This window comes from Micromonospora sp. WMMA1363 (assembly GCF_030345795.1).
Classification (GTDB): domain Bacteria; phylum Actinomycetota; class Actinomycetes; order Mycobacteriales; family Micromonosporaceae; genus Micromonospora.
Genome location: NZ_JAUALB010000015.1, coordinates 92,792 through 106,488 on the forward strand (window position 1 = coordinate 92,792; position 13,697 = coordinate 106,488).

At 66.2% G+C, this 13,697-nt stretch carries 10 protein-coding genes and 3 pseudogenes; 9 read left to right on the plus strand and 4 right to left on the minus strand.

What is annotated here, in order from left to right; translation table 11 throughout:
* Positions 1-44 precede the first annotated feature (44 nt).
* The 3 genes and pseudogenes from QTQ03_RS30510 to QTQ03_RS29505 form a co-directional block, all read left to right on the plus strand.
* Positions 45-284 (plus strand): annotated as a pseudogene (locus QTQ03_RS30510) (IS3 family transposase); the annotation flags it as partial.
* A gap of 43 nt (positions 285-327) precedes the next feature.
* Positions 328-891, plus strand: a pseudogene (locus QTQ03_RS29500) (IS3 family transposase); the annotation flags it as partial.
* A 74-nt stretch (positions 892-965) separates the two neighbouring features.
* Entirely contained in the window at positions 966-1,400 is a 435-nt protein-coding gene (locus tag QTQ03_RS29505) for a sulfotransferase family protein (RefSeq protein WP_289281232.1), read from the plus strand.
* A gap of 131 nt (positions 1,401-1,531) precedes the next feature.
* On the opposite strand, the gene QTQ03_RS29510 is transcribed toward QTQ03_RS29505, so the two are convergent.
* Positions 1,532-2,596: a hypothetical protein gene (locus QTQ03_RS29510; RefSeq protein WP_289281233.1), complete on the minus strand. Its 1,065-nt coding sequence runs from the start codon at positions 2,594-2,596 to the stop codon at positions 1,532-1,534.
* On the opposite strand from QTQ03_RS29510, the gene QTQ03_RS29515 reads away from it, so the two are divergent.
* The 4 genes from QTQ03_RS29515 (at position 2,549) to QTQ03_RS29530 (ending at position 7,988) form a co-directional block, all read left to right on the plus strand.
* Positions 2,549-4,747: a hypothetical protein gene (locus QTQ03_RS29515; protein ID WP_289281234.1), complete on the plus strand. Its 2,199-nt coding sequence runs from the start codon at positions 2,549-2,551 to the stop codon at positions 4,745-4,747. The two genes, QTQ03_RS29510 and QTQ03_RS29515, sit on opposite strands and share 48 nt — an antisense overlap.
* A 408-nt stretch (positions 4,748-5,155) precedes the next feature.
* A complete protein-coding gene (locus QTQ03_RS29520; protein ID WP_289281235.1) occupies positions 5,156-5,659 on the plus strand; it encodes a transposase family protein in 504 nt (167 codons plus the stop codon).
* Positions 5,660-5,731: 72 nt separating this feature from the next.
* Entirely contained in the window at positions 5,732-6,625 is an 894-nt protein-coding gene (locus QTQ03_RS29525; protein ID WP_502889898.1) for a transposase family protein, read from the plus strand.
* A 118-nt stretch (positions 6,626-6,743) separates the two neighbouring features.
* Entirely contained in the window at positions 6,744-7,988 is a 1,245-nt protein-coding gene (locus QTQ03_RS29530) for an ISAs1 family transposase (protein WP_289279424.1), read from the plus strand.
* A 218-nt stretch (positions 7,989-8,206) separates the two neighbouring features.
* Here QTQ03_RS29530 and QTQ03_RS29535 read toward each other — a convergent pair whose 3' ends face one another.
* A complete protein-coding gene (locus QTQ03_RS29535) occupies positions 8,207-8,890 on the minus strand; it encodes a hypothetical protein (protein ID WP_289281236.1) in 684 nt (227 codons plus the stop codon).
* A gap of 419 nt (positions 8,891-9,309) precedes the next feature.
* Here QTQ03_RS29535 and QTQ03_RS29540 point away from each other — a divergent pair, with 419 nt between their 5' ends.
* On the plus strand, positions 9,310-10,515 hold the full coding sequence (locus QTQ03_RS29540) for an IS256 family transposase (protein WP_289280776.1): 1,206 nt from the start codon (positions 9,310-9,312) through the stop codon (positions 10,513-10,515).
* Positions 10,516-10,618: 103 nt separating this feature from the next.
* Here the strand turns inward: QTQ03_RS29540 and QTQ03_RS29545 are convergent, their stop codons facing one another.
* Positions 10,619-11,440 carry a transposase family protein gene (locus QTQ03_RS29545; protein WP_289281237.1) on the minus strand — a complete coding sequence of 274 codons (822 nt, stop codon included), beginning with the start codon at positions 11,438-11,440 and terminating at the stop codon, positions 10,619-10,621.
* A gap of 174 nt (positions 11,441-11,614) precedes the next feature.
* Positions 11,615-12,316 carry an MIP/aquaporin family protein gene (locus QTQ03_RS29550; protein WP_289281238.1) on the minus strand — a complete coding sequence of 234 codons (702 nt, stop codon included), beginning with the start codon at positions 12,314-12,316 and terminating at the stop codon, positions 11,615-11,617.
* Positions 12,317-13,171: 855 nt separating this feature from the next.
* Between QTQ03_RS29550 and QTQ03_RS29560 the strand changes: the two are divergent.
* Positions 13,172-13,690, plus strand: a pseudogene (locus QTQ03_RS29560) (transposase); the annotation flags it as partial.
* Positions 13,691-13,697: the final 7 nt, after the last annotated feature.

Here is a 13,697-nt window from a genome sequence, read left to right on the forward strand (position 1 = left end):
TGTACCCGTTCATCAAGGCGGAGAAGGCGCGGCCCGACGGGAACGTGAAGCGTTCCTGTGAGCTGCTGGAGGTCTCCCGGTCCGCCTACTACCAGCACCGTGCCGGGCCGTCGCGGCGGGAACGCGACGACGCAGACCTCGCCGCCCGCATCGCGCAGATCCACGCCGACTCGGCCGGCACCTACGGCGCACCCCGGGTCCGCGCCGAACTCGCCGCCCAGGGGCGGCGGCACTCCGGCAAGCGGGTCGCCCGGCTGATGCGGGGCGCCGGGTTGTGCGGCCGCACGCCGAAGCGGTGGCGCACCACGACCGTGCCCGACCCGGGGGGCGGCGTTGTCGGCGGACCTGATCCGCCGGGACTTCGACGTCGCCGCCGGCCGGGTCGACACCCGCTGGTGCGGCGACATCACCTACATCCACACGTGGGAGGGCTGGCTGTACCTCGCCACCGTCATCGACATCGCCTCACGCCGGGTTGTGGGCTGGGCGACCGCCGACCACCTACGGACCGATCTGCCCGCTCAGGCGTTGTCCAACGCGATCGCCGTCCGACGCCCGACCGGGCCGGTGATCTTCCACAGCGACCGGGGTTGCCAGTACACGAGTGCGCAGTACGCCCGGCTGGCCGACCGCAACGGGGTGCGGTTGTCGGTCGGTGGGCGGGGTCAGTCCTACGACAACGCGATGGCCGAGGCGTTCAACTCCCTCTACAAGGCCGAACTGCTCGACCGGAGGGCGTGGCCGACCCGGGCCGCCGCCCGTGCGGCGATCTTCGAGTGGATCGAGGGGTGGTACAACACCCGCCGCCGCCATTCCACCCTGGACTACATGAGCCCGGCCGAGTATGAGGCGACGGCCTATTCCCGCAGGCCAACGAGCAAGGTAGCGTGAGATCAACTTACCGACCCTGTCCGTCAAACCGGGTCAACCCCACAACACATTCGCGTCGCTGAGATCAGCTCAATGTGCTGCGTCCCGAGCCCGGCGACAAGGTCCTCGGGTTCAAGGAGATCCGGTACACCCCGGAACACATGCTCGACCTCGCCGGATACCTGGAGTTCCTCCGCCAGGCGTTCCCCAACTGCAAGATCGTCTTTAACCACCGCGATCCTGCGGCCGTCGCGAAGAGCTCCTGGTGGGTGAAGGTCAGGGGGGCCGAAGAGAAGATCAGGGCAGCCGACGAGCGCCTCTTGACAGTCGATGTAGACGACAGGCACTTTCACTTTTCTTATGACGAGATCGACGACAGCCTCGACAACATCCGGGCGCTGATGCGGTTTCTCGGTGTGCGGTTCGACGAGCGGGCGATCCGCAAGGTTCTCGGCACGCCACATTCCACGATAACGACCCGGCTTCCGACGACTCGTCAAGTGGCGCACCAGCAGCGAGGGACGCATTAGCCTCGGCCCTTGGTTAAGGCCCGGGTTCGACGTAATTCGGTGACCTGGAGAGTCGAATCTTGGTTCTGACCTGGGCGGACATGGTGGGACCGCCTGGAGGGCGTTTCTCTAGGCGTTGGCGTTTCGGCTGGTCAGCGGGGTGCGGGCTGAAGGTCGAGGACCTGCTTGGGGTGGGGGATGCCGAGCTTGGCGAGCAGGTCTCGCTGGGGCTTGGTCAGGCTGGTGACCTGCTGGAACGTGCCGGTGGGGCCGGTGAACGTGCCGACGTGCAGGCGTTGGAGTTCACGGCGGGCCGCCGACAGGGCGCTGAGCACGCACAACTCGTACGAGGTGCGGATGATCTTGCCGGACTTGTTGTAGATCGCCTCCCGCCAGTCGGCGGGCACCACCCCGTCGATCGGGATGACCTCGGCCGCGTCGTAGGGCACCTTCGGCCGGTCGGCGTAGCGGCGCAGCAGGTCCAGGGCGTCCATCACCGGCCGGTACGCGGTGTTGTTGCACCGGAACTCCATGCTGGACAGCACCTGCGGCAGCATCCGCCGGTAGTAGTTGGAGTACGACGACTCCAACACGGTACGGACCTTCGCCTTCATCGCGTTCTTGTTCGCCTTCGCCTCGGCGACCAGCGCCCGCAACGTCTGCTCCCCGCCGTCCACCGCCGGATAGACCGCCTCCCGCACGGTCGCGTCGGGATGCTCCACAGCGGCCTCGGCGACCTTGAACAGGATGCCCTCCTTGCCCAGAACACGGCGGATCTCCGCCTCCACCGTCTTGTTGACCTTGTTCACCGCCCGGGTGTTGATCGTCCGCACCAGGGTGATGAACAGGTCCACCAGCGAGTCGGTCAGCTCGGTCTGCCGCCGCCAGCACAACGCCGCCAACAGGGTCTGGCGCACCTGGTCGGCGTTGTCACGGCGCATCGCCGACGGCGCCGCGATGGCCGCCCGGTTGCGCCACAACGTCACCCGCCGCTCGGCCACGTCGGCGAACAGGTCCGCCGGCAACCCGAGACTACGGACCCGACGCAGCTTCGCGACCTCGTCCAGGAACGTCTCCAGCCCCGGCCGCCCCGGATCGGCCTTGATCTCGGCCAACAGCCCCGCCGCGCCCTCGGCCGGGCTGTCGGCGTCGGCGGGGTGTTCGCCGCCGTGCACACCATGCTCGGTGGGCTGGAGCTGACGGAGAACCGCCGCCAACGCGACGTCGTCGAACGCGAGGCGCTGGCAACATGGCGGGCCGACGAGCGTCGTGCCGCGCTGCAGACGTGGGCCGACTCCAGCCGCGTCCACGTCACCGCGACGCCGGCCGAGGCGCACACCGCGATACTGGCGCGGTGGGCGACCGCGCGTACCGCATGGGCCGACCCGCACGAGCGGATCGACCGGCTGCTGATGCTCGCGCACACCAACGCCGACGTCGACGCCCTCAACCACCTGGCCCAGCAGCACCGCCTGGCCGCCGGTGAACTCGACCAGGCCACCCGGTACGCCGTGGCGACCGGCGCGGCCCTGAGGCTGCACGTCGGCGACCAGGTGATGACCCGCACGAACAACCGTGCCCTGGGCGTGCTCAACGGACAACGCGGCATCGTGACCAGCATCGACGACGCCGGCCGGGTCACCATCGAACGCCGCGGCATCGGCCCGGATGGGCCGGTCCTCACCCACGTCACCGTCCCGGCCGGCTACGTGAAGCGCGGCGGGCTGCAACTCGCCTACGCCATCACCGCCGCCAAAGCCCAGGGCCTCACCAGCGACCAGGCCCTCGTCTACGGCAACGGCATGGACGCCCACGTGCTCTACCCGGCCATGTCCCGCGACCGGCACCGCGCCGACCTGTGGCTAGCCCTCGACGGGCTGGAAACCGACGCGGACCGGGCCCGGCTTGGTATCCCGGCCGGTGAGGCCGAGGCCCGGCAGCGGGCCGTCGACGCCTACACCGCCAGCGTGCACAACGACCAGCCGGACGGCATCGTGCTCGCCGAACTCGGCGAGGCGCCGGAGCCGATCGTGCCCCGCCGCGCGGACCCACACGCCGAGCCGGCCGAGCCGCAGACGGCGCCGCGACGCGACCCGGTCACCGACGTCGACGCCCTCGCCGCCCGCGTCGACGCCCTCGACGACGAACGGCTGCGTCAGCCGACCGAGCGGGATCTGCTGCGCGAACGGCTGCAGCGGATCCGGCTGGACCCGGCCGGGCGGCGCGCGGCTGACGAGCAGACCCGCCGCGAGGTCATAGCCGAGCTACGCGCCATCGCCGCCGGCGATGAGCCGTCCGGCCGGTTCACCCGCGAGCAGCTGCGCGACGGCCTGGACGCCGTGCGCGCGCAGACCACCCGCCGCCAACGCCCGGCCGCCGCCGGCCGCGGCGGACACGTCCCGGCCGGCGCCGCCGACGCTTACGTGCCGTGGCAGCGGCGCCCCTACGGCAGGGTGCCGACCGGGCAGCTCGCCGACGAGATCACCCACGCGGAACAGGCCGCGGCCCGCATCACGGCCGCCCACGCCCGACGGCAGCGCGCCGAGCAGGCCCGCCTCGCCGAGGCCCGCGCCGGGCGTGGCCCGGCCATGCGTGAACTCGACCAGCAGCGCGAGCGACTGGCCGCCGCGGTCGACGCGGCCCGCCAGGCCGAGCAGCACCTACAGGCCGCCCGAGCACACGAGGACACCGCACGGCAGGCCCGCGCCGAGATCCGCGCCCTGGAACACTCCGAGCACGCCCGTAGCCGGCTGGCGAAACTGCTGCGCCCCCGCGCCGACGAGGTGGCCCGGCAGGTACGGCAACTCGTCGACGTCGCCGTGCGGGCCGACCACGACGCCGGGCAGGCCCGCGCGGCCGCGTACCCACACGAGCAACTGGCACGCCGCGCCCCGAACGCCGCGCAACAGTTGACCGAGCTGCAGCGCCACTGGCCCGCCCGGGCGGCGGAAGCGATACGCGTCGACGAGAAGCCGCCACGCACCGCGGGGACCCTGGCAGCCGAATCGTTCCCTCAACAACGGCAGTCGCCCGAGGCCCTGCTGCGCCGCGCCGCCGGGCTCCGCGCCGAAACCACACTGCGTGAACGCCTTGACCCGATACTCGCCCGCGTGGAAGACCTCGGCCGGCAGACCGAACAAACCCGCGAACGCGCCATCCGCGCCAAACAGCAGGCAGCCGAGCACCGCAGCAGTCCACAACCCAACCGCGACCACCCACCGTGGACCGAACATCGACCGTGGCGGGCCATCACTCGGGATGTAAAGGATGCCAGGGCACAGCGTAGGGGCCGTCACGCCGGACGTGCGGGAAAGGGCAGAGCAACTGAAGTGGCGCCCACCGAACCGGTGAGCGCCACCCAAGGTTAGAACCAGAACTCTGGTGGCCCGAGGACGCCCAGAGCGTTCACTGTCATTCTACTGCCCGTCCCGGCTGCCGAAGCGCACCCACCGATCAGGACGGGGCCTCAACTCCGCCTGACGTGCCTCGACGCGTCTGTGCCGACTCAAACGGTAAGCTCCGCTCGAAGACCCCGGTCGCCCCTGCCCCGCTGGGTACGCCGCCGGGGTTCTGACCTTCCCGGGCGCACGCTACAGACCACGTTGCGCGCGGAACGCTAGTTACAGGTAGCGATAGTGAGCTGATCTCAGCGACGCAAATGTGTTGATTGGTGCGACACGGGCGAAGGTGCTGAGATTGGACGGTACTGGAACGGGGCGCGGAGTCCTCGGTAGGTAGTTCTCACCACAAGATCACCTACACGGTGAGGACTCCGCGTGATCGCATATCGTGCCACGATCGACGTGCCCAGGGAACTCGTGCAGTACCTCGGCCGGCTACTCGCCGCCGAACGCCGAGCCAGGGGAACCCGGCGCGACACCCGCGCCTTGACCTGCTTCTACCAGGCACTTCTCGTGCTCGTCTGGTTCCGCAAAGCCGAGGACCTGACCCTGCTGGCCGCCGGTTTCGGCATCTCCCGGGCCACGGCGTACCGCTACCGCGACGAAGGCGTCGCCGTGCTCGCCGCCCAGGCAACCGACCTGCACACCGGCTACGCCGCGTCGCCGACGACGGCTGGTCGTACGTCATCCTCGACGGCAAGCTGTTCGACTGCGACCGGCTCACCGAAACCACCCTGTCGGTCAGGGGCGAGACCATCGACGCCTGGGTATTCCGGAAAGCACCGCGACTTCGGCGCCAACATTCAAGCCCAGGGCCCCGGAGTAGTCCGCGAATGTCCCTTTTGGCCTGACGTTGTCCTGAGGGACGTGACCGGATGAGGAGCGAGCACGACACCTGTGGATCATGAAGTTGTCTACGCTTCAAGACTCACCAAGGGTGTCGTGCTCGCTGTGTCATCATCGCTCATCGCCGGGGCGGGGCACGCCGCGGCTGCCGCCATCGGTGCCGATTCACCGTCTGCGGGCTTGCTGGACCGGTTGGCGCAGGTCGCCGACCCTCGTGATCCTCGTGGTGTGCGGTACCGGTTGGCGACGTTGCTGGCGATCGGGGTGTGCGCGATGAGCGCGGCCGGCCACAACTCGCTGACCGCGATCGCGGAGTGGGTCCGACGCTGTGAACAGCGGGAACTGGCCCGGCTGGGTTGCCCGTTCAACCCGTTGACCGGCCGGTACCGGGTTCCTGACGAGCGGACCCTGCGTGACGCCTACGCCAGGGTTGATCCGGGCGTGCTGACCGGCGTCGGGTACGGGCACCTGGCCGCGCTGGCCCGGTCCGCGACCGCCGCGGTGACTCCGGATGGTGTGCCCGAGCGGGAACAGCGTCGCGCTCACCGTGCCGCCCCCGCTGACCGGCCGCGCCGCGCCGCCGTCGCGGTGGACGGTAAATGTCTACGCGGGGCCAAACGGCCCGACGGCAGTCGCGTGTTCATCCTGTCCGCCGTGCGTCATACCGACGCGGTCACCCTCGCCGCCCGCGAGATCACCGCGAAGACCAACGAAATCGGTGAGTTCGCGCCCCTGCTGGACCAGATCGCCGCGGCCGACCTGACCGACACGGTGATCACCGCGGATGCCATGCACGCCCAACGCGCCCACGCCGTCTACCTCGTGCAGCAGCGCCACGCCCACTACCTGTTCACCGTCAAAGACAATCAGCCCACACTCGCCGCGCAGCTGCGGCGCCTGCCCTGGAAGCAGGTGCCGCGGTTCTGCATCGCCAGAGCAGTCGCGGCCCACCCTCCGCGACATCCAGGGCTGTTGCGTAGTCGATCAAAGGGCGGTTGAACTGGGGTTTCGCAGGGGGTTCGGCGAGGTCCGGGGTCCATGTGGGACGGGTACGGCCCGTTGGTGATCATGGTGTTTGCGAAGACAACCGTGATCGAGAACAGGACCGTACCCGCTGATGTCATCATCACTGACCGAGATCGTGCTGCCGCACCGACCCCCCAGCCTGCCGTCACCGGTTGTGGTCACCGGTAGCGACCGTGACAGTGACCGCCGCAGCTTGTTCGTGGCGTTGGCGGTCATCAACGACCCGCGCGATCCGCGGGGCCGGCGGTATCCGCTGGTCAGTGTCCTGGCGGCGGCGGTGTGCGCGGTACTCGCCGGGGCGTGCACGTTCGCCGCGGTCGCGGACTGGATGCGCTTCCAGGACGAGTCGGTGTGGACCCGGCTCGGGTTCGACGGCCGGGTACCGGCCGCGACGACGGTGTGGCGGCTGCTGATCCGGCTCGACGCCGAGGTGTTGTCGCAGGTCCTCGCGTGTTGGTTGCGGGAGCGGGCCGGGCCGGTCGTGATCGGCGGGCGCCGGGGGCGACTCGTCATCGCCATCGACGGGAAGGTCGCCCGGGGTGCCCGCCTCGCCGACGGGCGGCAGGTGCATCTGCTCTCGGCCTACGACACCAGCACCGGGATCGTGCTCGCCCAGGTTCAGATCACGGCGAAGTCGAACGAAATCCCGGCGTTCACCCCACTACTACGCCTGGTTGCGGCCGTGCTGGGATCCCTGAAGGACGTCCTGGTCGTCGCCGACGCGCTGCACGCCCAGACCGGGCACGCCGATCTGCTCGCCTCCGCCGACGCTCATCTGATGGTCCCGATCAAGGCCAACCAACCCAAGCTGTTCGCCCAGCTCAAGGCCCTGCCCTGGGCGCAGGTCCCGGTCGGGGCACAGACCCGCGAGACCGGTCACGGCCGCAAAGAGACCCGCACCGTCAAGGCACTCACCGTCAAGACCCCCGGCGGGCTGGGCTTTCCCAACGCCGAACAGGCCGTCCGGATCACCCGGACCCGCACGATCAAGGGCAAGACCACTCGCGAAACGGAGTACCTGACTATCTCGCTGCCCGCCGACCAGGCCCAACCCGCCGACCTCGGCACCTGGGCGCGCTCTGAATGGCATATCGAGAACCGCCTACATCACGTCCGAGACGTCACGCTACGTGAAGACGCCCACCAGGCCAGGACCCACAACGGTCCTGCCGTGTTCGCCACCCTCCGTAACACCGCAATCGGATACCACCACACCGACGGCGCCACCAACATCGCCGAAGCAACTCGCCGGGCCAGTCACCGCCCACACGAGCTCATCGACGCCGTGACTACCGGAAAACCGACCGTGACCAGCAGCAACACGACAATGCAATAGCCCTGCCGCGACATCATCCGCGGCACCTTCCGCCTCACCGGCTGGATCAACACCGCCAGCGCCCGCCGCGCCCACACCACGCCCACACCACGCCCACAGCCCGCCCTCAACCTCCACGGCATCCCATGATCAAGCGGACATTCCCGGACTACTCCGGGGCCCTGAACCACCAACAAGATCAAGCCAGGCGATTAAGAACCTGCTGAATGGTTACCATGTTATTCGTCGTCCTCATTAGCTTGAGTTACCTCTTGGGATGAAGATCCCGGCGTACCAAAAAGAACCTTCAACTTGTCTTGCGATATAGTCGTATCCTTTTTCGAATTGCCACCCGGAAGTGTTAGGTTAGCACCTGATTGGTAGTTAACCACATCATGCACTTCATCTTTCAGAGCCTCCACCTGGTCTGCCCAGGGGACATCACTGAATATCTGCGTTCCGATCGAGAGTGGAAATATCGGATGCACCCAACCGGTCTGACTTTTCCCGCCTCCTTGGTTACCATTTTTTCCATTCTGCGTCGTCACGCCGGCCCAACGTAGCGTTTCGTGGCATGCGTCGCAATTATTGGCAGTGCATCTGATGTATGAGATTGGATCATTGTCGTCATGGCAGACGCAAAGAATGCACATTTCTGCATGATTGCTTGGACCATTGAACTTCTGCGCCGCGTAAAGAGTTTCATCCCGCTCCTCCTCGTTAAGGTATTTCTTGGCCTCTTTGGCATACCAGTGTTTCCCTGACATCCCGTTGACCATACTGATCACCAGCTCATTCGCAACAGTGGCTGCCAGCGTTATGTTCGGCGACTGATCTTCCTGATATTTGTCTGTAGACATAAGGTGTTCTATGCAGCCATCCACGATATCCTTGAGTGGAGGTACGGGGTTCGGATTCGCCATGAGCGCACTCCTTTGTAGCAACGCATTAATAGCTGTTGTGGACCATTCTTTGTGAAAGATATCCGATTCGCTTGGAGTCGAATATGAAGCTTAGCCCCTTTCACCCGAAAGGGGCTATCGATACAATCGTATTACATCATCAATTCTTTGATGCTTTATTTATTGCTTGCAATCTACCCCTAGATGGGGTTACGGACATGGTCGGAGAGACGGTTCAGGGATTCGACTGGACAGCGGGATCGTGGCGAGTAAGACAGCACGGCGATGCTCCGGTCGGGCCATCAGTTTCCTGCGAGGGACTGTACAAATAACGGCTGATCGACCGATCAAGGGAGAGACGCCAGATGACGACCGAGACCACCGTGGGACAGCCGGCCGTGGAGCCGGTGGGTGCGGTCACGGATGAGCAGTTGATCGCGATGCTGGTCGATCGGGCTCGTGGTGACGGGTTGAAGCTGACCGGCGAGGGTGGGCTGCTGCAGCAGCTGACGAAGCGGGTCCTCGAGTCGGCGTTGGATGGGGAGATCACCGACCACGTCGGCTACGACAAGCACGACCCGGCGGGTCGGGGTAGCGGGAACACCCGTAACGGCAGCCGGACCAAGACGGTGCTCACCGACGTCGGGCCGGTCGAGGTGCGGGTCCCACGCGACGCCGCCGGGACGTTCGAGCCGCAGATCGTGCGTAAGCGGCAGCGGCGTCTGACCGGCGTCGACGACATGGTCCTGTCGCTGTCGGCCAAGGGCCTGACCCACGGCGAGATCGCCGCGCACCTGGCTGAGGTCTACGGCGCTGAGGTGTCGAAGCAGACCATCTCCACGATCACCGACAAGGTCATGGACGGCATGGCCGAGTGGCAGAACCGGCCCCTGGACCGGGTCTACCCGGTCGTGTTCATCGACGCCATCAACGTCAAGATCAGGGACGGTCAGGTCGCGAACCGGCCGATCTACCTCGCGATGGCGGTCACCGTCGACGGCCACCGCGACATCCTCGGTATCTGGGCCGGTGACGGCGGCGAGGGCGCCAAGTACTGGCTGCACGTGCTCACCGAGTTGAAGAACCGCGGCGTGGCCGACGTGCTGATGCTGGTCTGTGACGGGCTCAAGGGACTGCCGGAGACGGTGGAGACGGTGTGGCCGCGCACGATCGTGCAGACGTGTGTGGTGCACCTGCTGCGCAACTCGTTCCGCTACGCCGCCCGGCAGGACTGGGACAAGATCGCCAAAGCGCTGCGGCCGGTCTACACCGCGGCGACCGAGGACGCCGCCACCGAGCGGTTCCTCGAGTTCGCCGAGGCGTGGGGCCGTAAGTATCCGGCGATCGTGAAGCTGTGGGAGAACGCGTGGGCGGAGTTCGTGCCGTTCCTCGCCTTCGACGTGGAGATCCGCAAGGTCATCTGCTCCACGAACGCGATCGAGTCCGTCAACGCCCGTATCCGCAGGGCCGTGCGAGCTCGTGGCCACTTCCCGAACGAGCAGGCCGCACTCAAGTGCGTCTACATGGCCTTGATGAGCCTCGACCCGACCGGAGCCGGCCGCCGACGCTGGACCATACGCTGGAAAGCACCACTGAACGCCTTCCAGATCGCCTTCGAAGGCCGGCTCACCCCGGCCAACAACTGACCACCTCAACAACCAAGATCAGCCGTTAACTTGACACTCCCTCTGGGAGGCAGCTCAATGAGCCTTTACGGGTAACGGTCCGCGACTGTGTGTAGTGCCCGTTTCAGGTGGTTCGGTCGTGCTCGATGTGGAGGATGGTCAGGGCTCCGGCGACGATGTTCCCGATCTTCCACGGGCACAGGCTGACGTTGCGCAAGGCTTTGAACGTGGTCTTGAGCAGGCTGTTGCCGCGCTCGCCGACAGCGCGAAGCCGGTTGTGGGCACGGTTGAACGTCTGCTGCAGGTCGGTGAGCTGGCCGTTCTTGGGCGTTTTGAACGCGACGGCGATGGTGTCGGCTTCGCCTTCGTAGCCGAGGTCGGCCAGAGTCCGGACATTCTCGCGGATCTCGGCGAGGGTGGACAGCAGGCCGGGGTGAGCACGCAGGCAGCTGGTGTCGTGTTCCCGGCCGGGGCGTACAGGGGAGGTCCATAGCGGCCAGCCATCCGGTGCGGTCAGGACCTGGATGTTGCCGCCGTGGTTCTTGTGCTTCTTCGACCACCACAGGTCGACGCCCGGCGTGGGTCCCGGGGTGGCGATCCGATCAGTCTCGATCAGGGTTCCGTCGAGCAGGACGTAGTCGTAGCCGGCGGCCTTCGCGGCCAGCAGCACGCCGTGCAGGCCGGGAGCCTGGGCAGCCAGGACCGCGATGGCCTCGTGCAGGTTGTCGTAGCCGGTGGACAGGCTGATCGTGTTGTCGCGGGCCAGCTGGCTCATCCGGGTGCCGTCGAGCAGCCAGCGCAGGACCAGCACAGCCTGCCGGAAGCAGGTCAGCGCCCGCCGCCCTTGCCGGGTACCGCGCCGGAGACGTTCGGCGTGCAGCAGTCCAGAGAGGTAAAGCACGGTCTTGTCGCGTACCGGCAACGTGGCGGTATAGGTGATACTCATGGGCGGCGCGGAACTCCGGAGTGAGTGGTCTGTGAGAGGAACACTTCGTACCGGCGTTCCGCGCCTTCACTGGCTCATCCCGGCCCATCAGGCGTTTCCCGTATATCTCGGGCACCTCGAACATCGCGCCCCGTAATCAGAGCCTTACCCGGAAGGGCTCAATGATTGGCGGCCTTACTGTTTCTTTGCGAAACCTGAAATGGCTCGCGAAAGCGCGCTAGCCAGCCCCCCGCCAAACATTGGTGCGACGAAGAATAACCAAAGTTGCGAAAGCGCGTCTCCGCCTTCAAAGATTGCAGGTCCGAAGGACCGAGCAGGGTTGACCGAGGCTCCATCAAGCGCGACCCCGACCAAGTTGCAGGCGGCAAGAGTGATGCCAATCACGACCCCCGAAATAGTCGTATCTCTACCTTGTGCGGTAACGGTTAGAACAACGAAGACTAGCAAGAAGGTGAGCGTCGTCTCCAATAGGAGTGCGCCGGCCATGTTTATTTCATTTCCGTATCCGTTGGTACCGAACGCGCCGCTCTGATCTTTTACGTTACCCCATTTAACTAGAATCCAGAGCATCAAGGCTGCAGTGGCCGAACCAGCGAGCTGCGCGGCGCCGTAGAAAAGCGCTTCAAGTGTCCGGATTCGACCAGCAATTAGCACACCTAGCGTGACCGCTGGGTTTACGTGGCAGCCGGAAATCGGGCCAAGAAGGTACACCAGGCTTACTAGGGTAAAGCCGAACGTTAAGGCGATTACAATGACCCCGCTTTCTCTTCGGGCTGCTATTACGCTACCAACCCCGAAGAAGACTAGCAGCAAGGTGCCAAGAAACTCCGCGAAATACCGCCGGAGATTCGCTGATGTGATGTACTCGCCAACCATGATTCACCCCTCGGGATCTACTTCAGTTGTGGCGCACTCCGTCGCGTTTTAGAGAATATGTCAGTGTTCCGGTAGGCCAGGTTAAAGTGTGCACTACCCGCCCGCCTCTAAGGGAATCCACTCGTATACTCTACTTTCATGCGAACCGCATGTCAGAGGGATGGGTAACAGTGCCAGTGGGTTTCAACCCGGCCCGATCCGCCAGCAACCGCAGCAACGCCGCACCGACGTGCGACACCACACCCGAACCACCCGCGGTGACCCGCAGATCCCGCGACCACGCCGTAAGCTCCACCTCGGAAGTGCCTCCCTCAAAGAGAAACCTGTAGATGTCATAATCACAAGTTTCCCTTGCAGGGCAGGCACTTCCGCTCATCTACACGCCGACGAACAGCACACCTCGGCGATCACGGTGAATCACCCAGGCTAGGGCTTTCCGTCATTTCCACCAGGCTGCAACCCCGCGACCAGGACCTTCATCCCCGCCAACCGACTATATCGACGTGATCTTGCGGAACGCAGGTTGTCGTGCGTGTTCGCGGCGGACACCTCGACGGACAGGGGCAGCCCGTTACGGTCGGACAGGGCGTGGATCTTGCTGCCGGCCCGAGCCCGGTCGACCGGGCTCGGGCCGGTCAGGCCGCCCCCTTTTTCGCCCGCACCGACGCCGCGTCAGCGGTGGGGGGCCCGGGACCAGTCGATCAACCCGTTGGCGCCGAGCTGGTCAAGGGCGGCCACGTGCAACCTGTGCCACAGACCCGCCCGGGGTCCAGGCGACGAACCGGCGGTGCGCGGTGGCCTTGGACACCCCGAACCCCAGGGCTATTGCATTGTCGTGTTGCTGCTGGTCACGGTCGGTTTTCCGCCGCCCTGGCCGAACGGCTGCTGTCCGACGCGATCACCAAGCAGGGCGTCGCGCGTGAGCAGTTGACCATCCACGCCGACCGCGGCACCTCAATGGCGTCCAAGACGGTCGCGCAGATGATGGCCGACCTCGGCGTGACCAAGTCCCACTCCCGGCCCAGGTGCAGCAACGACAACCCGTTCTCCGAGGCCCAGTTCAAGACCCTGAAGTACCGGCCCGACTTCCCCGACCGCTTCGGCAGCGTCCAGGACGCCCGAGCTCACTGCCGCGCCTTCTTCACCTGGTACAACACCATCCACCGGCACTCCGGCATCGGCTGGCACACCCCACACGACGTCCACCACGGCCACGCCCGGCAGGTCCGCGATGTCCGCGCCGACGTCCTGACCGCCGCCTACACCCGCAACCCCGAACGATTCGTCCGCGGCATCCCGCAACCACCCGCCCTGCCCACCACCGCGTGGATCAACAAGCCCGAGGACACCACGACTCAGTCAACGAACCCCTGAACCGACC

What these genes read in the sequence shown, in the direction of transcription:
- QTQ03_RS29535 (WP_289281236.1), bottom strand. Translation starts at nt 8,890, where the DNA reads ATGGCGAATCCGAACCCCGTACCTCCACTCAAGGATATCGTGGATGGC.
- QTQ03_RS29540 (WP_289280776.1), top strand. Translation starts at nt 9,310, where the DNA reads ATGCTGGTCGATCGGGCTCGTGGTGACGGGTTGAAGCTGACCGGCGAG.
- QTQ03_RS29550 (WP_289281238.1), bottom strand. Translation starts at nt 12,316, where the DNA reads ATGGTTGGCGAGTACATCACATCAGCGAATCTCCGGCGGTATTTCGCG.
- QTQ03_RS29530 (WP_289279424.1), top strand. Translation starts at nt 6,744, where the DNA reads ATGTCATCATCACTGACCGAGATCGTGCTGCCGCACCGACCCCCCAGC.
- QTQ03_RS29545 (WP_289281237.1), bottom strand. Translation starts at nt 11,440, where the DNA reads ATGAGTATCACCTATACCGCCACGTTGCCGGTACGCGACAAGACCGTG.